This is a genomic window from Rothia amarae, from assembly GCF_014705945.2.
Taxonomy (GTDB): domain Bacteria; phylum Actinomycetota; class Actinomycetes; order Actinomycetales; family Micrococcaceae; genus Rothia; species Rothia amarae.
This window is the reverse complement of record NZ_CP061538.1, coordinates 351110-371811: the sequence shown is the minus strand read 5'-3', so window position 1 is coordinate 371811 and position 20702 is coordinate 351110. Positions and strand designations below refer to the sequence as shown.

The following is a 20702-nucleotide window of genomic DNA, read 5'->3' as shown; positions in this document are numbered from 1 at the left end:
CCATAACAGCAAAACCTACCACCACTTAGCTGGGATTGTTAGCCGCCTTAATGGGGATAGTTCTGTCATATTACCTCTGGTCGGAGTGCTTGTATTTGCGCTGTACCAGCTGAACAAGAGAGACGCTCCCCCAGGTAGCTACACCGACTGCACCCCACAACGGCGGTGGAGCGTGCACCAGTTCCAACGCAAATAACAGGCCAAATGCAATGGAATTTTCTGAAACTGCTAGCAAAGCGCCAGCGCCAACCACCATGAACGGCAGTAAACTCTCGCTGTTTCCAGTCGCTATTGCACAGGCTCCGCCCAGCGCACCGCCCAGGGCAAGCGCAGGAGTAAGCACCCCGCCTTTGGCTCCTGCAGCCAAGGTGAGAAACGTAAAAAATGGTTTCAGAAGAATCAGTAGGAGGAAACCTCGGAGACTAATGTTTCCCGCAAAACCGTTCTGAAGAATGAGGACGCCGTTACCCGAAATATCCGGGGCAACCAGCATCACTAGACCGGTTAGCGCCAGCACCACACCGATGGTGAGCGGCAGAAAAGCCCCTTGTACGGTGGAAGATTTCTTGTTGGCGTGCTGCGCTATCTGACGAAATACAAAGCCAGCTACAGCGATAAGAGGGATAGAGGCAACTGCCCAGACCCATACTTCCCAGCGCACCGCAGAAAAAGTCAGGGGGTAAAAGGCGTTGTTACCTAAGAAGATATGGGAGAGTAACACCGCGCCCCAACTAGTCACCGATGCCACTGCAAGAGAGAACCAGTTGCAACTACCCATCATTACGCACACCGTATATGCGATTCCCGCCCAAGGCGTGTTGTACGCTGCTGCCAAAGCCGCCCCTGCCGCCGACGCCGTCACTACCGCTCGATCAGGGTCCTGTACTTTGAGCAACGTACTCAAGTGAAAAGAATAGACACCCGCTAGCTGTCGGGGTGCTCCTTCTCGACCGATCGAAGCTCCTGCCCCTACCACCGTAAGCTGTAAAGTGGCATCGAGAGTGTTTCGTGCGAGAGGAAAGGTGGAGAGTTTTTGCCCCAAGGCCTCGCTTATCGATCCCAGGGGTTTAGCTCGAACGAACCACCAGAGAAGCCCTACCGTAACCCCTGTGCACGTCATGGCAAGCAATAGAACCCACCGGGGGTAAGCGCTTAAATGATGAAAGATATTTTCAACTGCGTGCAGAAAATAAGTAGAGAGAACACCTGCGAGAGCCGCGCAGACGATAGCAACAGCAGTGGCACAAAAAAGGGGGAAATAACGTTTCGCTAGAAGAGACCCACGCACGCGATTAGCCTCGTTCGCCTAGTTAGTAGATTCGCGATGCGCCTGCGCAAGTTTAGCTTCGGCATCTTCAATATGCTCAATTACTGTTTGTAGACGCCGGCTCACTGCAACTTTCCGGGAACACGAAAGCTGGCAGTCGCCCTGGCAACGCACCATGGCGAGAGCCTCGGCACACAGGGCAACGGCATTGCCAGCGCGCGAGAGACTGCGGTGAAGATCCGAATACGTACCGTGGGGTGACGCCGGTATATCGGTTCCCTGACTAGGTGCAAGAAGCTGTGCTTGGCGGGCAATATCTCGCACACGGGGCAAAAGATCTGCTAATGCGTTTGCCTCTGGAATAAGAAGTTCAAAATTTTGGTCGTGAGGAAGCTTCTCTAAAATCTGGTGGAAACGGTCAATTCCACGACGAAAACGGTCATGGGCACGCCGCCAGACTCCGCGCCCCAACTCGGCGTCGTCTCTGCGGCTTTGCAGCATGTCTCTGATTCCCATAGAGCCTCCTCCCGTTTGTTCCATACTGAGGTTACCCTAAATTGTTGAGGGACGATTCGTCACCTAAATAAAAGTATAAAAACTCGCTCCGCCCACTTCATGGACAGTGAGCGGAGCGAGCGGTACACGGTTTATCCAACCGACAGAGGGGTCAGCAACAGCGAGCGCCAGGGTTCTCGTCTAGTCGACGGTGATAATCACGCCAGAATTCTCGCTCGCTCATCGGAGCGTGATCGCACCCCGTTTGGCGGTGGTGGGCAAGATATTTTTGGTATTTATCTCCACCCAGCATGCCAGAGGTAAACCACTCTATCGCTGAGATAATCTCTTTGATCTTATTCATAGAACGCCCTCGCTTAGTGAGCCGAATGACCCGCAGAACCGGCGATTTCCTGAGGATGTTTCCGGTAGAACTCTGCCCATTCTTTCTCAAGTTTCTTCTCTGCATCGGTGGCAGTGAGCCCTGCCGGTGCAAAGATTCGAGATTCGATATAGGGGTTCTCGCGGGTTTCCTTCTGCTGACCCTTGGCAGCGCGCATGACTTCAAGAACTGCCATAAGGACCACGATTAGAGTAAGCACCACGAAAATGATGGAGAGCGTTCCCTGCACCATGGTATTGCGAAGAACCGCTTCCATTGCCGCGGGAGTTTTCGCCGCGCCAAAGGAGGAAGCACCGGATTCCAGGGCGTCCTTGAAAGCAAAATGATTCGCCCAGTAACCCACCTTGGGGTTTGAACTAAAGATTTTCTGCCAAGAACCAACCACGGTAACTACTAGGTCAAAGACGAGAGGTAGAGCAATAATCCACAGGTACTTGAATTTGCCCTTATTTGCTGCGATGGCAAGGCAAACCGCGAGCGCCACGGCAGCAAGCAGCTGGTTGGCGATGCCGAAGAGCGGGTAGAAAGTATTGATACCGCCCAAAGGATCGGTGACGCCAAGAATCAGGATGCTACCCCAGCCAGCAACCATGATGGCGGTGGTCAGCCATGCGCCCAAGCGCCAGTTGTGGTCATTAAACCGGGGGAAGAAGTTGCCCAGCGTATCCTGCAACATGAATCGGGCTACACGCGTTCCGGCGTCCACCGCGGTGAGGATGAAGAGTGCTTCGAACATGATGGCGAAGTGGTACCAGAAGCTCATGAGGTCGAAGGCAGGCATCATCTGATGCAGAATGGTTGCCATACCGACGGCGAGGGTGGGTGCGCCGCCTGTACGCGAAACGATGCTTTGTTCGCCTACATGCTGGGCGGTTTCGCCGAGGAGTTCAGGGGTTACGTGGACTCCGGTAAGCCCCAGCGAATTCACGAACGCCGCTGCGCCTTCGATTGTGCCTCCGGTAGCGCCCGCAGCTGAGTTCATCGCAAAGTAGATTCCGCGGTCTACGGTCACAGCAGCTACGAGAGCCATGATTGCCACGAATGATTCCATGAGCATACCGCCGTAGCCGATAAAACGAACCTGGCGTTCTTTTTCCACCATCTTAGGAGTGGTGCCCGAAGCAATCAGCGCGTGGAAGCCCGAAAGTGCACCACAGGCGATGGTGACGAAGAGGAAGGGGAAGAGCGAACCGGACCATACGGGGCCATCGGAACGGGAAGCGAATTCGGAGAAGGCAGGTACAGAGATCTCTGGGCGGACAACGATAATGCCCACTGCCAGTAAAATGATGGTTCCCACCTTCATAAAGGTAGAGAGGTAATCGCGCGGGGCGAGCAGGAGCCAAACAGGCAAGATAGCGGCAACGAAACCGTAGATAATAACTGCCCATGCGAGGGTAACGCGGTCGAGAGTCAGATATTGTGCACCCCAGGATGTCTCAGCCACCCAGCCGCCGGCAATAATTGCGACCATCAGCAAAATGAATCCGATGAGGGATACTTCGCCCACTTTGCCCGGGCGCAGATAGCGCAGATAGACACCCATAAAGAGTGCAATGGGAATGGTCATACCCACGGAGAACACGCCCCAGGGTGATTCGCCCAGTGCGTTGACAACCACCAGCGCCAAGATGGCGGTAATGATAATCATGATGGTGAGCGTGGCAAGGATGGCTGCGTAACCGCCTACGGTACCCAGCTCTTCCTTGGCCATCTGCCCCAGCGAGCGTCCGCCACGGCGCATCGAGAAAAAGAGTACCAGGTAGTCCTGCACAGCACCGGCAAAAATTACGCCGACAATAATCCAGATAGTTCCGGGAAGAAAACCCATTTGCGCAGCGAGCACAGGGCCGACGAGCGGGCCGGCACCGGCGATAGCGGCAAAGTGGTGGCCGTAGAGAACACGACGATCGGTAGCTGCGTAGTCTTTGCCGTCGGCATCATACTCAGCGGGGGTTGCCCGGCGGTCGTCGGGATTAGCCAGTTTCGCCTCAACATAACGGGCATAGAAACGGTAAGCGATGAGGTACGAACAGACCGCGGCAAAGACGAACCAAATACCGTTGACGGTCTCGCCCCGCACGATGGCGAGCATAAACCAGCTGATGGCACCTACCAGAGAGATAGCTACCCAGAGGGCTATCTTCTTAGGGGTCCATTTCTTTTCTTCTGCCGCAATAATCTCGGGATCCACATAGGCCGGTGGCCGTTCATGCTCCAAGAGGTCGGTGGAGGACGCAGAATTTTCACGCATGGAAAGTCCTTCGGGGATAGAAAGTGTGTGTAATTTAAACCATATACCTGAGTTATCTACAGCACAATCTGCCCCGGCGTCCTCCGTCTGCCGTCAAAAATTAGCTCATGGTGAGCACAATTTTTCCGCGATGATTGCCCGAGTCAAAGTATTCATGTGCTTCTTGCACCTGTTCAAAAGGGAAGGAGCGGTCGAGGCCAGGGCTAATGTAGCCCTTTTCAATCAGTGGCCACACTACTTCACCCACACCTTTCACGATTTCAGCTTTTTGCTGGGCCGGTCGCCCTCGCAAAGTCGTACCGTGGATATTGAGGCGGCGCGACATCATCAGCCCCAAATTAGCTTCAGCCTTTGCCCCACCCTGCAAGGCAATAATGCACAGGTGACCGTCCTTTGCCAGCGACGAAAGGTTATCAGCAAGGTACTTTCCGCCGACGACGTCGAGGATATAGTCCACGCCATCTTCGGTTTCATCGGCGATTACTTCCCTGAAATTTTGTTTCTTATAGTTGATGGCTTCTACACCCTGCCCTTGAAGATAGGCACATTTTTCAGGCTCTCCTGCAGTAGCAAACACTTTTACGCCCAGGTACTTCAACAGCTGGGTGGCGTGCATACCGATTCCGCCCGTTCCGCCGTGAACGAGCGCGGTCTTGCCCTGGTTTTGTGCAAGCTCCGTAGAGAGACCTGCTGCCAACACCAGGTTGGAATAGACGGTCGCGGCAACCTCAATCAGTCCTGCAGCTTCTTCTATACTCACGTTCTTGGGCACGGGTAGCGTGTGTTCGGCATTCACCGCAACAAATTCGGCATATCCACCGCTCCCTAAAAGCGCAACTCGCGATTGACCTACCAAAGAAGAATCGATACCCTCGCCAACTTCTACAATTTCTCCGGCAACTTCTAGCCCATAGATTGCCGACTCGCCGGCAGGGACAGGGTACATATTGCGACGCTGCATGGCGTCGGCGCGGTTGATACCTGCAGCCATGACCTTGAGGAGAACCTGACCTCGCTGAGGTTGAGGCTGGGGTTCGTCGGTGATTTCTAGAACATCTGGACCGCCATGCTCATTTTCAACTACAGCTTTCATGTCTCCTCTTTCTCTGAGCGTCTTTTCTATCCACCGTACGCATCATTACCCACTCTTTCCAGAGAAAACCTATGCTTTCTACCACTTTGAGCAGTTCATATTTTGCAATCGCCCACGGCATCCATTAGAGTTTTTCCTCAGGGATGGTTGTCCGAGCGGCCGAAGGAGCTGGTCTTGAAAACCAGTAGGCGGCAACCCCGTCTCAAGGGTTCAAATCCCTTACCATCCGCGAGATAAGTCTCGGGTTCGAAAGAACCCGAGACTTTTTTGTTTCTCCGTAGTTTTCATCCACCCCTCAGGCTTGCCCACTAAAGCAGCATTTTGACCGGTTCTGAGAAAGCAGTTAGTATGGTGAATACTGTGTTGCAATGTAGCGCTATGTTGACGAGCTACAAGCGATGCGGTGTTGGAGACGTGCCAGAGCGGCCGAATGGACTTCACTGCTAATGAAGGGTCGGGCTTAAACTCGACCGGGGGTTCAAATCCCCCCGTCTCCGCCAGAAAGAAAGCCCCTGTTCCCTTGAGAAATCAAGGAAACAGGGGCTTTTGGCATTCGTTTGTGTAAAACGCGCCCAGCCTCTAACTGAACGTCCGAAAAGCAATAAGCTTAGCCTCACCCGGCGCCAGCTCGTTCCAATTTCCCAGCACCTCAAAAACGGCAACCGAAGCAGGCGGGAACCCATAAGAAATCTCCGTGGATGCCTCCACCGCCGAATCTGAGCGCATGAGTTCCATCGCGGCATCCTGCACACCCGGTAAATGCGCCACCAGCATCAGCGAATTGACGGCAGAAGGGGCATGGTTAATCGCCCCGATGAGAGCCGACGACGGCGCGTTATACAGGCGTTCGTCCAAAGACGCCGTAGGAGCTTTCTCCCCCAGCGCGTCCTCAATCCACGTAGTGGTCTGCCGGGTGCGCAAAGCCGCCGATGAAATAATCATCTCGGGAATCGCCCCAGTTTCCTGTAACCACTGCCCTGCCTCAGATGCCTGACCATGACCGCGCTGAGTAAGAGGGCGGTTGAAATCGTCCAGCCCCCAGTCCGCCTCTGCATGGCGCATAATGATGAGCATTTTAGAATCGTGACGCTTTGAAAATTCAGGCATACCTAGAGTCTATTGACCCAATAGAAAAGTCTGCAACATATAGACAATTTCATCAGGCTTATCAGCATGAACCCAGTGGCCAGCGCCCTTGAGCGTCACTTTTCGCACGCGCGGAAACAATTCACGCATAGGGGCAGAGTCTTCGGGGCGAATATATCCCGACTGTTCCCCAGCCACCCACAGAACCTCTCCCTCGAACTGCGCAACGGGCTGCTCCCATCCCATAATTTTTTCCAGATTGTTATAGAGCATCTGCAGGTTAGGCTCCCACACGAACTCGCCGTTGCGGCGCGTCAGGTTTTGAAGCAGAAATCCCCGCGTGCCGTCCTGTGGAACCGCCGGCTCTAGCGCCTGGCTCGCCTGCCCGCGTGTCGAAAAGTCTTTCAACGAAAGAGCTAGCATGCTTCCCAGCAGGTGATCGAAATTTCCGCTCGATGCCGACGGCGCGATATCGAGAACAGCCAGCTTCTTGACCAGGTGAGGATAGCGAAGCGCCAACCGCATGGCGATTTTTCCACCCATAGAATGCCCGACGACATCCACGGCGCAATCTTTCGCAAAGTCAGCGGAGAGAAATTCGGCAACAAGATCTGCCATCTCGTCATAATCAAAATCTTCAGTCCAAGGTGAAGCTCCATGGTTAGGCAAATCTACCAATAATACGGTGAAGTCATCCCCCAGACGCTTTGCGATAGTTGTAAAGTTCTTTCCTCGGCCCATCAGCCCGTGCAGAAAAACCACCCGATGAGCACCATTTCCTACAATCTCGTGCGCTAGTTCCCGACCCTGTTGCATCTATCTACACTCCTTGAACGATTTCCCTCCATACTAAAGAATCCGCCGGCACTGAGCGACTCAGTACCGGCGGATTCAAGAAAATCAGATTAGATGGAGTATTCGGGAGCTGCCCAGACTACAACTTCTGGGTGCTCATAGAAGCGATAGCCCTGGCCGCGTACAGTGCGCACGGTATTTGCCAAACGCCCTAGTTTAGAACGCAACCGGCGGATGTGAACGTCGATGGTTCGCTCATTAGGAATTTCTTCGGCTTCCCGCCAAAGACTGTTGAGCAATTCATCGCGACCCACGGTACGCGCAGCGTTTTCTACCAGGTAGTTCAATAGCTCAAACTCTTTATAGGTGAGGTTGAGAATCTCGCCGTCCAGGAATACTTCGCGGCGGGAAAGGTCAATCAAGACGCCGACGTTGTGCCCGGGCGCGTTGTCCTGACTGGACTGCTGAACCATGAGGTGCGACTCTGGCTGATGGTGCACTGCAGTAGGGTCGCCCAAAGCGTTGCGCACTACCTCTAGATCCGAACCTTCGGCATCCGATGGGGCAAGCGCAACGGCTGCGTAAGATTCAGCTTCAGGAGCCAAGTTATGGGCGTATGCACGTAGATCTTGCACAATACGAACCAGTGAAGTGCCGTTTGAGGCAGCGGTTTCTTCGGACAGACCAACGTAAATCACAAACCCCCGAGCCTCATTCTCAGCCTGCTGCTGAGGACGCGCGGCGGTTTGTTCTATTTGGCTTGTTGCCATGGGGCGCAAATTGGCAGGTGACAGATGGGCTCGACCCTCCCCCATGTAGTGGGGTTGAGCTCCAGCGCGCTGAGCATTATTACGACCGCGCTGGGAAATATGCACGTATCCGGGAGCACCTGACATGAGATTACCTGCTTCGTTGAAGTGGGATGCGGCAATCTTGAAATCGTTCCCTTAAAACCCACGGTGGAGTGTAGAAGTTCTTCGACGACGCCTCATCGCTTTACTTCTTCAATCGTGGTCTGAATCTCTCAATAAATCAAGTAATAAATGTGTCTTTTTTGAAGGAAACAGCTATTTAAGGGGGATTCCCTCCCCGCCAAAGGCCTAAGTGAACTTCATAAAATTTGAATAGAAATACAAAAATTCTTTATTTATACATCTAGATACTTAGTTTTAGGCACGGCTCAAATCTGGTAAATTTATATTTTCCTGAACAACACCTGAGTTAGACTGCTTGTCAAGAGGGTTGACAAAAAAACTGATTTTACTCCTCAGATATTTTACAGCGAAAGTAGCTTGTCTCGAATCCTAGACCTTCAGGCACATCGTTTTCCCACACAAAACAACACTGTGGCAACCACCTAAAACCACCCGCTCTTCAACTCGCTCCCCATCAATCAACCCGTCACTAGTAGTAAGCGTTCGGAAAGTCTTAAGATCTATCCCCTCCCACCGGGAACCTAAGGGCAAAAACCAGATACCCCACATGAAAACAGCACGTGGAATCGCAAGGATTGACCACCGCAAGCAGCAACCCGCCTACTCCTCCAAGATGCATCGACACTCCAGAAACGTCGCCTCACTAACACCTTGAAACTTCCCAGGTAAAGGTTAGGTAACAAACTGCATATATACAGTGATGAAAGCGCCGTAAGTAAAGCAAAGCTTCACTTACGGCGTTTAGTGATTTACATTACTTCTCGACTATTCGGCAAGCCCATACAGGCGGTCGCCGGCGTCGCCCAGCCCCGGCACAATATAAGCTTTCTCGTTCAATCGCTCGTCCTGAGTCGCCAAGAAAAGATTAACGTTCTCCATTCCTGCCACGCCCTGCTGAAGCGCCTCGATACCTTCAGGAGCACCAATAATGCACAAGCAGGTAATGTGGTCGGCTCCGCGTTCACGCAGAAATTTAATGGTTTCAATCAAGGTACCACCAGTTGCCAGCATGGGATCCAAGACGTAAACCTGACGACCGGTTAAGTCCTCAGGCAGGCGCTCCGCGTAGGTCACGATATCTAGAGTTTCCTCATTACGCGCCATGCCTAAGAAACCCACCTCAGCGGTAGGTAGCAACTTGGTCATACCCTCCAGCATGCCCAACCCCGCGCGAAGGATGGGAACCACCAGCGGACGGGGGCTCGCCAACATACGCCCCACGGTCTTTGCCACGGGAGTTTCAATCTCACGTTCTTCTGTACGAATACCGCGAGTTGCTTCATAAGCCAGCAAAGCAACTAGCTCTTCTACCAGCTGACGAAAAATGGGCGAAGGAGTGTTCTTATCACGAAGAACTGAAATTTTATGGTCTACAAGAGGGTGATTAAGAATGGTAATCTGCATACCTTCAAGCTACCACTTTTCCCAGTCCCCATGCGTCAGAAAAAAGGGCAAAAGAAAAGCCCCCGAGTAAGAGAACTCGGGAGCTTTCGCTGGCGGTGACGGAGGGATTTGAACCCTCGGTACGGGGTTACCGTACACAACATTTCGAGTGTTGCACCTTCGGCCGCTCGGACACGTCACCAACTGTGGATACTTTACCCGCACTTGCCTAACTTCTCAAAATCTTTACCCCTGAAGGAGTATCTAGTGAGAAATATAAGCATCAATAGTCAGCATTACGGCGCGAGTAGCGTCCTCAGCTGTTCGCGAAGCATTGTGAATTTCATGGTCCATGGAGAGCATAAAAGTTGAGCCAAAAATAGCTACCGCGATAGCCTCGGGATCTTGTGCTTTATCTACCGTGTAACGGGTGGAAATACTCCGTACGAGGTCTTCAAGCACGCTCATCAATTCAGCACGAATTTGAATCATAGTTTCAGACCACGACGCCTTGCCCTTCCAAACTTCTGCAATCCACAGGCGCGCAAAGCCCGGATGATTCTCCAAATAGATAAATGCTGACTTAACTGCCCCTCGTATTGCCTCACGCGGATCATTCTTCTGAGCACCCAGCAAGATTTCTTCTTTGAGAAGGTTTGCTCCATACTGCAACAGCTGTTCGACCATGGTCTTCTTAGAACCGAAGTTATAGTAAACCGTTCCTTTAGAGACCCCCGCCTTCAATGCCACCTCTTCCACCGTGGTAGAGGAGGGACCTTTCTCACTCATAATTTCCAGTGCTGCCTGAAACAATTTAAGTTGAGTGCGGTTGGTACGCCCGGGACGTCGAGAATCAGCATTCACCACGGGGACTGGGTACTGAAATCCCTGTGTAGAGGGTTGGTGAATAGAAGAATTCATTAGACCGCGATCTCCGGGTTAAGTGTCTTGAGGGTCCAGGTACGGTTCTTTCGGGTTCCTAAATAACCTAAGAATAGCCCAATGAATCCCCACAAAAGCAACATCGCGATAATGACCGGTAGAGCCCCTAGGTCAATTCCATAGGCAAGTCTACGTACACCGCCAAGGGCGTATCCCATCGGCAGTACAAAGTGAAGCCATCTGATGGGATCAGGCAGGGTCTGATAGGGCATCATACCGCCCGCAGTAACCAGCTGGATAATCAAAATAATCAGACCCAATAGTTTACCTGGGGCATCGAGCAAAGCGACTAGGCCATAAATCACAGCGGTGTAGACCAGGGATACCAGAAGCAAGAAGAAGAACACCATGACGGGGTGTGCAAAGTTAAACCCTAGTACCTTATCAACGACCAGGTAGAGCAGGAATGCCTGCAAAATACCTACCACGCCAAAGGGTCCCCATGCGCCTATTGCAATGCGAACGGAGTTCGCGTTAGAAGCAAGGGCGCGGGTATTTTTAGGGCGCATAGTCTGCACCAGCATCAGAGCACCAATCCACAATGCAAGAACCATAAAGAAGGGTCCCATGCCCTCACCGTAGTTCTCTCCTGATGCCAAGGACGTCCGGTTGAGATCTACCGGGTTAGACATGGTTTCTGCAGTATCTCGTTGCTGGCTATCGGTCAGAGAAGGAATCTTTTTAACACCATCAGAGAGTCCAGTTGCCAATTCTCCTGAACCGTCCTGAAGATCGCCAGCACCCGACTGCGCTTGCCCGATTCCTGAATCCAGTTCAGAGGCGCCATCTTTCAGGCTGGTAGCGCCGTCGTCGAGTTTAGTAGCGCCAGAATTGAGATCCTTCTGACCTTCTAAAGCTGTCTGTTCGCCGTCAGCAAGTTGATGAGCGGAGGCTGCCAAGGTAGATGAACCATCGGCAAGTTTCTGTGTACCGTCCGCGAGAGTTGCCGCGCCCTCGGAGAGCTTGCCAGTGTTTTCTTCCACCTGCTGCGCACCATCTGCGAGCTGTTGCGCGCCGTCTCGTGCAGAATCTGCGCCCTGCGAGAGTTTCTGAGCACCATCATTGAGCTGCGTAGAACCATCAGAGAGTTTCTGGGCTCCATCATGGGCATCGCTGGCTCCCTGAGCAACAGACTGAGCGCCTTCATTAATTTGAGAAACAGCGCCAGTGAGGTCAGTAATCTTGGTGGCAACGGATGAAGTCCCGTCAGTAGCACACGAACTTCCCAGCTGTTCCAACCGCGCATCGACGTCGTCAATCACCTTATTATTGACGGCGGTAACATCGTCTTTCGTCTGCTGCGATGTCAAGGTAGCCACCAGCTGATCTGCCTGCTGCTGAGTAAGTGTTCCATCAGCAACCAGCGGCTGAACCTGCTGAGTAAACTGCTGAGCAATTTGAGTGGTTACCTGATCAGTAAGTTTGGCTCCGGCATCACCGGTGCTCTTATTCTGTGAAATATCAGTGCAGACCTGATTTAGATCAGAGGCAACGGTATTCAAACCAGACTCGTTCAATTTCTGATTCAGTTCACTAGTTCCGGCAGCGAGTTGCCCTGCCCCGTCAGAGAGGTCTTTGGTTCCGCTGGCAAGAGCACCAGCGCCGGTAGATAGATCTTGAGTACCTGTTGCTAAGGTGCTCGCACCGTCAGCTAAATCAGACGTACCGCTTGCCAAGGAATCAGCTCCATCAGAAAGTTTCTTCGTGCCGTCGTAGAGTTGGCTGGAACCATCAGCAAGCTTCTTGGCACCATCATTAGCATCGGAGGCACCTTGGCTAAGCTGGTCTGCACCGCTAGCAAGCTGGCTCGATCCATCTGCCAATTTTTGCTGGCCATCCACCAGCTGACCAGATCCATCTCGCAACTGAACTGTGCCATCTTTGAGCGTGATAGTGCCTTCAGAAAGCTGGGAGGAGCCGTCTTTGAGCTGGTCTATACCGTCTTTCAACTTGATAGAACCGGCGTTAAGCTGATCCGCGCCATCTGCTGCATCTGAAATATTCGAGTGAATCTGCGTGAAGCTTGCCAGCATTGTATCTGCGGTTTTGTCGCCCACCTGTTGTGCTACGGAATCACGAATGGTGGTGCCGGCAGTTTTGACGATATTAGTCAAAATATAGTTATTGGCATCATTGGTAATAACTTCAATTCCAGCAGATTCCGGATTAAGGTTAGTCACCTTGCCGTCTGCATCGGGCTTAATCTCAGAAGTAGATTGCAGATTTTTCGTGAAATCCTGAGGAATAACCAAGGCAAACTGTAGGTCACCATCGGTAACTTTTTGCACGGCTTCATCTCGGGTAGCTACATCTTGCCATTGGAAATCAGCTGAGTCTTTGAGGTTTTTTTCAACGTCTTGACCCACCTTTTGGTAGTTTCCATTGGCATCAGTTGAACCACTATCGAGCATCACAATAGCCGCCGGAACATCGTCCATCGAGCCATAAGGGTCCCAGTTAGCGTAAAGGTAGATTCCGCCGTAGAGCAGCGGAATACAAGCCATTGAAAGCAGTACCAGTTTGGGCAGAATGCCGCCGCTTAACCGCTTCAGTTCGGAAAGTGTTACTCGTACGATACCCATTTATTTGGTTCCTTCTGTATCTGCAGAATAATTTTCCGCCTCTGTTGGCACAGGCAGATAATGTTCGTGCAAAGTTTCATCGCTAGCCACGCTCCCGTTCAAAGACTGAGGTTCAGTGGAAGAGAGCTGATTTTCAGAAGAATCTTCTATTACCTCATGCCATATCACCGGAGAATGTCGGATTGAAGCCTCGTCAAATTCTTCGTGCGCGTTACCCACTACAGCTCGTTTACCGGTCCATTCGCTAGAAATATGTGGCACCACGGCAATCACGATGCGAGGGTGTTCGGGATCCTCTGCAAGTTCCTGCAGGTAGGGCAACCACATATACGTATGGTTGAGGTGGCGGCTTGGTGTGTCAAAAACTAGCAAGTCAGCTTTATCGTAGCTACGTGCCAAGGCGCTCATGAGACGAATGTTTTGTTCACCGCTGACTTGCTCAATCCATAGGTTATCGAGCTCTTCAAGACCATTTTCTTCAAGCCACTGTTTACTACGAGGTCTGCTAAATGCCGAAAGTTGGTAGCTGAGCATTTCCGAAACGTAATCGTGCACGCGCATGAAATTTTCGGGTTCGTTGACATCGGGAGAATCGATTAGTTCCGAGCGCTTGCGCAACTGCTTGCGACGAATTTCTTTTCTTACTGAGTGCTTGCCTTCTGCGCGGCTAATGCTTCCACCTGATGGTTTCATTCGACCGGTCAAGGTCAAAGAGAGCGCTGTTCGCTCCAGCTGGCTATCGGCCTGGATAATGATAACTTCACCGGCTTCAACCTCAAAGCTTGTCGGCCCAAAGAGAGCGTTATGGCGTCCCTTTGCCCAAATATTGTTGATGATCAGCATGCGCCCACTTTCAAAATATATATTGCAGTTACCACAAAATTCTAACTTGAACCGACCAGTCAGTTTACAGAAAGGAGGTGTGAAATATTAGACCGCCCTCTGCGACGTATTTCACAAAGGTGGCTAGGGGCGATGCTCTTTAAAGAACACACGTAAAATTTCAGCGCATTCTTGCTCCCGCACCCCAGAAATTACTTCAACGGTGTGTGGGTATCGTCTATCCCGCAGAACATCGTACTGGCTTCCAGCTGCGCCCATCTTTTCTTCCCATGCCCCCATCACGACGCGCGGGATCCGCGCCAACAAAATAGAACCCGCGCACATGAGACAGGGCTCAAGGGTGACTACCAGCGTGCAATCCTCCAATCGCCAGCTTCCCCGCTGGCGAGCTGCCTGGCGGATTGCCACCACTTCAGCATGAGCGGTGGGATCATGGTCTACTTCGCGGCGGTTATACCCTTGGCCGATTACCTCACCGGCGACGTCCAGAACTATTGCACCAATCGGAACATCGCCGTTTGCTGCCGCTTCTCCGGCCAAGATGAGCGCCCGATCCATCCACTGTTCATACTGTGGATTCGTTACTCCTCGGGCACGAACAAAATCACCGGCGGCGGAGGGGGCCAACTCACCCGAGACATTCTGGGAGGGAACTGAGGCACCCGAAGAAGCCCTAGTTTTTGAACTCTTCATCCCGACTCCTAATGGGTCGAAGCCAATGCAAACGGCAACACTGTTGAAGCCCCCGCTTGCAAGAGCTGGCGTGCTACTACGGTGAACGTCCAGCGTGAATCCACCACGTCCGTCACCAACAAAACTGAAACCGGATTCTCGCGCAAGAACTCTTCCACCTCCTGAGGAATCTCAAAAAAGTGGAAAACACCGGCACACCGAAAAACCGAGTTACCGCCGAAGTGTTCCGAGGGCGCAACAGGTTGCACGCTGCCCAAATCTTTGAGTTTTCCCACCGCGCCCAGCCCACGCGCCAACGAATCAGCCAGTTGAGGGCGCGTGGGGGATGGAATGGAAATCACCGCAGCCGGACGCTCGGGCCAGTCCCACTCCCCCAGAACCTTGACCGCCGCGCGTCCAAGATCAGCAGGAACCGGGCCGTCCACAGCAACGCCTGCGGCATCAGTGATAAAGACTTCTCGCAGCCGGTTACCCCAGCCTAAATCGGAAAGGCGAGCTACAGACCTCCCTGCTTCAGCCCGCAAAGCTGGAGGAATTTTGCCCTTCACCGGCTTTCCGTTTTCTGAAATATTCAACCGGTCCAATCCAGTGGGCCACATGCCCCGCGGCTCAATGACCACGCCTACCCTTTTGAGGTTATTTTGAGCTATCTGAGCGGCTTGTTCGCTTGTGGTTTGCGAATACCAGGGACCTGCGCACACGTCGCACTGTCCGCATGGTTGAGCCGACATGTCGTCGAGCTCACGAGCAAGAAACACCATGCGGCATACATCGGTGTGCTCATAGTCCAGCATCGCCTGCTGTTCCTGCTGACGGGTAGCTGCCACGCGGTCATAACGCGCCTGGTCATAGACCCAGGGTTGGCCGGTCGATACCCAACCGCGGTCCGCCCGTTCTACTGCCCCTTCTACTGCCAAGACTTTCAAGAGCAAATCAATGGAGCTTCTTCGCACGTCAATCCGGGTTTCTAACGCAGGAACAGAAAGCGTCTGCCCCGCCGCCGTAGACTCAGCGAGCGCATTCAAAAGCTGTGTGGTGTTTTCTTCAGTAGGCATCGATGCGGTAGCGAAATACTCCCAGATTTCTGTGTCTTCGCTGCCGGGAAGAAGCAGAACATCGGCGTTGATGGCTCCGCGGCCGGCGCGTCCAACCTGCTGGTAGTAGGCAACTGCCGACGACGGCGCCCCCAAATGTACCACGAAGCCAAGATCGGGTTTATCGAAGCCCATGCCCAAGGCGCTGGTGGCCACAAGAGCCTTGACGCGGTTGTCCTTCAAAGCGCTCTCGACTTCAAGACGCTCATCGGGGTCTGTCTTACCCGTGTACGCGAGTACCTCGTAGCCAGCTTCACGCAGAGCTGCAGCGGTGTCTTCGGCGGCTGAAACAGTCAAAGCGTAAATAATGCCCGAACCTTCAAGCGTTCCTAAGTGTTCAACCAACCAGGCAACGCGCTCAGATGAATGCTTGAGCTGAAGAACGCCCAGACGCAGGGAATCGCGCGAGAGGGGGCCGCGCAGAATGAAGACCTCCTGAGAAAAATCTGGCGTCTGTTCTCCTCCCCCGTGCACGTTCAGCTGCTCAGCGACGTCCTGCACCACTCGCTGGTTAGCAGTAGCGGTAGTGGCCAGCACCGGAACGCTCGCCGGTAATTCAGCAATGAGATGGCGGATACGTCGGTAGTCGGGGCGGAAATCATGCCCCCAGTCAGAGATGCAGTGCGCTTCATCAATAACCAACAAACCCATACGCGCTTGGATACTCGGCAGCCATTCGGTGCGGAAGGCTGGGTTATTTAGACGCTCAGGGCCGATGAGGAGCACATCCAGCCCCCCCGCTTCTAGCGCCGAGCGGATCTCTTCCCACTCCGTCACATTCGATGAATTCACCATCGCCGCACGCACACCTGCGCGCGATGCCGCCTCTACCTGATCGCGCATCAGTGCCAAAAGCGGCGAAACAATTAAGGCAGGCCCCGCCCCACGACGGCGCATCAGCAACGCCGCAATAAAATACACTGCCGACTTGCCCCAGCCGGTTCGCTGAATCACCAACGCCCGACGGCGTTCAGCAACCAGCGCCTCAATTGCCTCAAACTGCCCCTCGTGGAATATTGCCTTAGGGTTACCGGTCAGCTTGCGCAACAGCTCCAAGGCTTCGGAGTGCAGGGCAGAATGGTTCTGGTCGAAAGTCATACCCTCAGTCTAAAGGCGCACCTCGATTCAAAGCTATCGAGTTATCCACAGGCGATTTTTGCAGCTCGTAGTAGAAACCACAGCAGACCCACAGCCCGGGCACACCTCCTCGCACAGGGAGCAGAGTAAGATTTCACCTCAGATAGACCCTTATTCTGAAAGAGTTGCCTGTGTCCACTTTGCTTGCTGCGGCATCGTCGTCCCTTGACGTTGCCCACGCCCCCGTTGCCCTCCTGGGTATCGATATTGAACAAATCCTTGAAAATTCTGGCCCTTGGGCTTTGGCTGTTGTTGCGCTCATCGTGTTTGTTGAATCGGGTGTTCTCTTCCCTTTTCTTCCTGGCGATTCGCTGTTGTTCACCCTCGGTTTGCTCCACACGCAGCTTGGCCTCAATATTTGGCTGACTTTGGGTGTTTTGCTGGTAGCAGCTATTACTGGCGGTCAGATTGGCTACTTCCTAGGGCACAAGTTTGGACGCCGCCTTTTCAAGCCTGGCGCGCGCATTCTGAACACGAAGAACCTTGCGGCGTCGGAGAATTTCTTTGCTAAGTACGGCGGTAAGGCACTGGTTCTGGCACGTTTTGTGCCCGTTGTTCGCACCTTCGTGCCGCTGGCTGCCGGTGTTGCTAACTACCGCTACCGCGACTTCCTCAAATGGAACGTAATCGGCTCGGTGCTGTGGGTGGTTCTGCTGACCGTTGCCGGCGTTCTGCTCGGTGGTATTTCGTTCATCCGCGACCACATCGATGTTATTGCCATCATCATCGTTGTCGTCTCGCTGCTGCCGATAGTAATTGAGTTCATGGTTGAGCGCCGCAAGGGCAAGACAACGGTTGAGGTTCTCGAGGAAGAACTCTAACCCTCGCCACTTCATTTTTTACAGAACCCGCCGACTTGTCCTAGGACGAGACGGCGGGCTTTGTTGCTTATGAAGTTGTACCTCAAAAGCGAATTTCATGCACCCTAGGGCTTATAAAATTGACCTTGAGACACCTCTTTGGTTGACCGCCCCCCAAGTAAGTCCTCTTAAAAGCAAACGAATCCCAGTTTTCCTCCTCCGGTAGGAGGTTTTAGTAAGTAACCCCTATTAGGCTAGAGCGTGCGGGCTCTATTAACCCCGCGCTATTGCCACCTGCGCTTCTTCCCGGTGGCAACCCTAACGAACCGCACAGATGAGATAGTCGGAGCCGCCCTCGTGAACACCCTCGGCAATTCAACCGCTGACACTTCTACTTCCCGTCTCTCCCCCGAGGGCCTCACTAGCGCGGAGGTTCAGCAACGTCGCGACGCCGGGCTCACTAATACGCAGGATCATTCGTCTTCTCGTAGCACTTTCACCATCATTCGTTCCCATCTCTTCACCCTGTTCAATCTGATTTTAGGGTTGTGCGGTCTCGCGGTGGTCATGTTGGGTCGCTGGCTCGATACCCTATTTTTGTTGGCAGCTATCGCAAACGTCGTCGTCGGGTTTGTGCAAGAATTCTCTGCTAAACGCAAACTTGATCAGATTGCGCTGTTGCGCCGCGACCCTGTAGTGGTTTTGCGCGACGGAACCCGCCAAAAAGTTGGTATGGAGGAGTTGGTACAGGACGACGTCGTGGTGCTTTCCCGCGGCGATCAGGTGCCCGCCGATGCCGAGGTGCTAACCTCCGACGGTTTGGATCTTGATGAATCTATGCTGACCGGCGAAAACGATCCGGTGGCGAAACGTCCCGGCGACAAGGTACTGTCTGCTTCGGCGGTCGTCGGTGGAACCGGGCGCGTGCGCGTCTATGCGGTGGGCGAGAAATCCCACGCCGCTAAGCTCGCCCGAGAAGCTAAAAAATTTACCGCTATCAACTCTGAACTACGCGCCGGTATGGATCGTGTGGTCAAGTGGATTACGTGGGCGATTATTCCGATTATCGCGATTGTGCTCAATGGCCAGATGATTGCCGCTGGGGGTTGGTCTCATGCGTTAGAAAGTGGGGCGTGGCAGGACGCTCTGATTGTGGCGGTTTCTTCTATTGCCTCGATGATTCCTCAGGGTCTTGCGCTGATGACCACTATTTCGTTTGCTACGGCGGCGGTAAAGCTTGCGCAAGATGATGTTCTGATTCAGGAGCAACCTGCGGTCGAGGTACTAGCCCGAGTGGACGTCGTCTGCTTCGACAAAACCGGAACCCTTACTGAAGGCGGCGTCCGGTTCAACAAGACTCTTTCTCTTTCCGCAACCACCGAAAATGACGACGCTGCGCCCCTAGATTCCTCGGCGCAGGCAGCTCTTGCCTGGTTTGGCGCGGATGAAAACGCTAACCCCACGGCAGCGGCGCTGTCAGAAGGTTTCTCTGAGCCTCCTGCGGCAGAACCGACCGGTCAGGTAGCGTTCAATTCAGCCAAACGGTTCTCCGCCGTCGAGTTTGAAGAATCTGGTGCGTGGATATTGGGGGCACCGGAGGCTTTGCTATCTGCAGATTCCCCCGAACGCGAGCGAGCAAAAGACCTTGCCGCAGGGGGATTACGTACCATGGTGCTTTCCCATGCAACCAAGCTCATGCGTGATGCCAAGGGGCAGCCGGCGGCAGAGATTCCCGCAGGCACAGAACCGGTTTGCTTTGTAACCTTCCGCGAACAGGTACGCAAAGAAGCCCCTGCCACTCTCGAATATTTCCGCTCCCAAGGTATCGATTTGAAGGTGCTTTCTGGCGATAACCCGTACACGGTCGCCGCCGCTGCTCAACAGGCCGGTATGGATATTTCTGCCGGCGTGGTTGATACTTCGCAGTTGCCCGACGATGGTACTGAGCTCGAAGGCGCCGTCATGGACCACGCCGTTTTTGGTCGCGTGAATCCCCAGCAGAAAAAGAACATGGTGTTGGCTCTGCAACGCAACGGTAAGACGGTTGCGATGACGGGCGACGGCATCAACGATGCACTGGCGCTCAAACACGCTGACCTCGGTATCGCCATGGGAAACGCGGCCCCCGCTACTAAGGCAGTCTCGCGCATGGTTCTGTTGGACGGGCGCTTTGACCGTCTGCCCAGTGTTCTTGGCGAGGGTCGCAAAATTATTGCCAATATCGAGCGAGTCACGAACCTCTTCTTGTCCAAGACGGGGTTTGCGATTCTTCTCGGCGTCGTACTGGGTATTCTGTGCTGGGAGTTCCCATTCTTGCCACGCCAGTACTCCACCGCCGACCTACTTATGGTGGGCGGCCCAGCATTCTTTATTACGCTCTTCCCCAATACTCGCAAGTATGTTTCGGGGTTCCTATCCCGTTCTTTACACTATGCGATTCCCACCGCGTTCATTATCACGGCCATGCTGGTTGGAGTGAATTTTGTAGGACGCTCACTCGGTAGCGCGGTGAGCTTGCAGCAGGTTCAGACCGCCACCTTTATAACGCTAGTGCTGATGGGCGTTTACAACATCACCACGGTCATTCGCCCGCTCAAACCCTACCGGCTCGCTCTGATTGTGCTGATGTATGCGGGTATGGTCGTGGCTATTCACCTACCGATTTTGGCGGCTTACCACCAATTTGAGATTCCCTCCGGCTCATTACGCCTTTGGGCATGGGGCTTAGGTTTGCTGGGTATCGTACTCATCGAAATTAATCTGCAGTTGCACCAGCGCTGGCTGCGCCGCAAACACCCAGAGACCGTGCGGGCCCTTAAAAATGCTCAGGCATCCTAGGAAATTCTCATAAGGCAGAACATACCGCTAGCCGACACAGCATCGACAAGCGGTCCTTCTCA

Annotated in this window: 16 protein-coding genes and 3 tRNA genes; 4 read left to right on the top strand and 15 right to left on the bottom strand. The window is 53.4% G+C overall.

Translation table 11 applies throughout. From position 1 onward, the window contains the following. Positions 1–70: 70 nt before the first annotated feature. The 5 genes from IDM48_RS01785 to IDM48_RS01765 all read right to left on the bottom strand — a co-directional run bounded on the left by IDM48_RS01785 (position 71) and on the right by IDM48_RS01765 (position 5512). Complete coding sequence (locus IDM48_RS01785) at positions 71–1120, bottom strand: chloride channel protein (RefSeq protein ID WP_190617794.1); 1050 nt, start codon at positions 1118–1120, stop codon at positions 71–73. 186 nt (positions 1121–1306) lie between these two features. Continuing rightward, positions 1307–1783 carry a dehydrogenase gene (locus IDM48_RS01780; protein ID WP_145173934.1) on the bottom strand — a complete coding sequence of 159 codons (477 nt, stop codon included), beginning with the start codon at positions 1781–1783 and terminating at the stop codon, positions 1307–1309. A gap of 151 nt (positions 1784–1934) precedes the next feature. Further along, the gene (locus IDM48_RS01775) at positions 1935–2126 is read right to left on the bottom strand and encodes a YbdD/YjiX family protein (protein WP_083147317.1); all 192 of its coding nucleotides are present in this window, start codon (positions 2124–2126) and stop codon (positions 1935–1937) included. Between the two features lie 13 nt (positions 2127–2139). Next, positions 2140–4419: a carbon starvation CstA family protein gene (locus IDM48_RS01770; RefSeq protein WP_145173937.1), complete on the bottom strand. Its 2280-nt coding sequence runs from the start codon at positions 4417–4419 to the stop codon at positions 2140–2142. A gap of 100 nt (positions 4420–4519) precedes the next feature. Next, entirely contained in the window at positions 4520–5512 is a 993-nt protein-coding gene (locus IDM48_RS01765) for an NAD(P)H-quinone oxidoreductase (RefSeq protein WP_068172137.1), read from the bottom strand. Between the two features lie 141 nt (positions 5513–5653). Here IDM48_RS01765 and IDM48_RS01760 point away from each other — a divergent pair. Together IDM48_RS01760 and IDM48_RS01755 are read left to right on the top strand one after the other, a co-directional pair. Then, positions 5654–5741, top strand: a tRNA-Ser gene (locus tag IDM48_RS01760). A 179-nt stretch (positions 5742–5920) separates the two neighbouring features. Then, positions 5921–6012 (top strand) — tRNA-Ser (locus IDM48_RS01755). 79 nt (positions 6013–6091) lie between these two features. On the opposite strand, the gene IDM48_RS01750 is transcribed toward IDM48_RS01755, so the two are convergent. The 10 genes from IDM48_RS01750 to IDM48_RS01705 form a co-directional block, all read right to left on the bottom strand. Then, positions 6092–6619, bottom strand: coding sequence for a SixA phosphatase family protein (locus IDM48_RS01750; RefSeq protein WP_145173943.1), 528 nt, complete (start codon positions 6617–6619; stop codon positions 6092–6094). Positions 6620–6628: 9 nt separating this feature from the next. Further along, entirely contained in the window at positions 6629–7414 is a 786-nt protein-coding gene (locus IDM48_RS01745) for an alpha/beta fold hydrolase (RefSeq protein ID WP_068172144.1), read from the bottom strand. Between the two features lie 89 nt (positions 7415–7503). Next, complete coding sequence (locus IDM48_RS01740; protein WP_190617793.1) at positions 7504–8289, bottom strand: winged helix-turn-helix domain-containing protein; 786 nt, start codon at positions 8287–8289, stop codon at positions 7504–7506. An 804-nt stretch (positions 8290–9093) separates the two neighbouring features. Beyond that, positions 9094–9732 (bottom strand): uracil phosphoribosyltransferase, encoded by a 639-nt coding sequence (gene upp / locus IDM48_RS01735; RefSeq protein ID WP_068172149.1) that lies wholly within the window; start codon positions 9730–9732, stop codon positions 9094–9096. Between the two features lie 90 nt (positions 9733–9822). After that, positions 9823–9913 (bottom strand) — tRNA-Ser (locus IDM48_RS01730). Positions 9914–9975: 62 nt separating this feature from the next. Then, entirely contained in the window at positions 9976–10632 is a 657-nt protein-coding gene (locus IDM48_RS01725) for a TetR/AcrR family transcriptional regulator (protein WP_190617790.1), read from the bottom strand. Then, the gene (locus IDM48_RS01720; RefSeq protein WP_190617788.1) at positions 10632–13235 is read right to left on the bottom strand and encodes a YhgE/Pip domain-containing protein; all 2604 of its coding nucleotides are present in this window, start codon (positions 13233–13235) and stop codon (positions 10632–10634) included. The genes IDM48_RS01725 and IDM48_RS01720 overlap by 1 nt, the downstream gene beginning before the upstream one ends. Continuing rightward, entirely contained in the window at positions 13236–14078 is an 843-nt protein-coding gene (locus IDM48_RS01715) for an ABC transporter ATP-binding protein (protein ID WP_190617786.1), read from the bottom strand. A gap of 123 nt (positions 14079–14201) precedes the next feature. After that, positions 14202–14636 carry a tRNA adenosine(34) deaminase TadA gene (gene tadA / locus IDM48_RS01710; RefSeq protein WP_151145565.1) on the bottom strand — a complete coding sequence of 145 codons (435 nt, stop codon included), beginning with the start codon at positions 14634–14636 and terminating at the stop codon, positions 14202–14204. Between the two features lie 143 nt (positions 14637–14779). Next, positions 14780–16963, bottom strand: a complete 2184-nt coding sequence (locus IDM48_RS01705) for a RecQ family ATP-dependent DNA helicase (RefSeq protein ID WP_190617784.1) — start codon at positions 16961–16963, stop codon at positions 14780–14782. A gap of 170 nt (positions 16964–17133) precedes the next feature. Between IDM48_RS01705 and IDM48_RS01700 the strand changes: the two genes are divergently transcribed. Together IDM48_RS01700 and IDM48_RS01695 are read left to right on the top strand one after the other, a co-directional pair. Further along, on the top strand, positions 17134–17823 hold the full coding sequence (locus IDM48_RS01700) for a DedA family protein (protein WP_274382298.1): 690 nt from the start codon (positions 17134–17136) through the stop codon (positions 17821–17823). A 336-nt stretch (positions 17824–18159) separates the two neighbouring features. Further along, complete coding sequence (locus IDM48_RS01695) at positions 18160–20640, top strand: HAD-IC family P-type ATPase (protein ID WP_190618568.1); 2481 nt, start codon at positions 18160–18162, stop codon at positions 20638–20640. The last annotated feature ends 62 nt before the right edge of the window (positions 20641–20702 follow it).

What these genes read in the sequence shown, in the direction of transcription:
- IDM48_RS01785 (WP_190617794.1), bottom strand. Translation starts at nt 1,120, where the DNA reads ATGACGTGCACAGGGGTTACGGTAGGGCTTCTCTGGTGGTTCGTTCGA.
- IDM48_RS01780 (WP_145173934.1), bottom strand. Translation starts at nt 1,783, where the DNA reads ATGGGAATCAGAGACATGCTGCAAAGCCGCAGAGACGACGCCGAGTTG.
- IDM48_RS01775 (WP_083147317.1), bottom strand. Translation starts at nt 2,126, where the DNA reads ATGAATAAGATCAAAGAGATTATCTCAGCGATAGAGTGGTTTACCTCT.
- IDM48_RS01770 (WP_145173937.1), bottom strand. Translation starts at nt 4,419, where the DNA reads ATGCGTGAAAATTCTGCGTCCTCCACCGACCTCTTGGAGCATGAACGG.
- IDM48_RS01765 (WP_068172137.1), bottom strand. Translation starts at nt 5,512, where the DNA reads ATGAAAGCTGTAGTTGAAAATGAGCATGGCGGTCCAGATGTTCTAGAA.
- IDM48_RS01750 (WP_145173943.1), bottom strand. Translation starts at nt 6,619, where the DNA reads ATGCCTGAATTTTCAAAGCGTCACGATTCTAAAATGCTCATCATTATG.
- IDM48_RS01745 (WP_068172144.1), bottom strand. Translation starts at nt 7,414, where the DNA reads ATGCAACAGGGTCGGGAACTAGCGCACGAGATTGTAGGAAATGGTGCT.
- IDM48_RS01740 (WP_190617793.1), bottom strand. Translation starts at nt 8,289, where the DNA reads ATGTCAGGTGCTCCCGGATACGTGCATATTTCCCAGCGCGGTCGTAAT.
- upp (WP_068172149.1), bottom strand. Translation starts at nt 9,732, where the DNA reads ATGCAGATTACCATTCTTAATCACCCTCTTGTAGACCATAAAATTTCA.
- IDM48_RS01725 (WP_190617790.1), bottom strand. Translation starts at nt 10,632, where the DNA reads ATGAATTCTTCTATTCACCAACCCTCTACACAGGGATTTCAGTACCCA.
- IDM48_RS01720 (WP_190617788.1), bottom strand. Translation starts at nt 13,235, where the DNA reads ATGGGTATCGTACGAGTAACACTTTCCGAACTGAAGCGGTTAAGCGGC.
- IDM48_RS01715 (WP_190617786.1), bottom strand. Translation starts at nt 14,078, where the DNA reads ATGCTGATCATCAACAATATTTGGGCAAAGGGACGCCATAACGCTCTC.
- tadA (WP_151145565.1), bottom strand. Translation starts at nt 14,636, where the DNA reads ATGGATCGGGCGCTCATCTTGGCCGGAGAAGCGGCAGCAAACGGCGAT.
- IDM48_RS01705 (WP_190617784.1), bottom strand. Translation starts at nt 16,963, where the DNA reads ATGACTTTCGACCAGAACCATTCTGCCCTGCACTCCGAAGCCTTGGAG.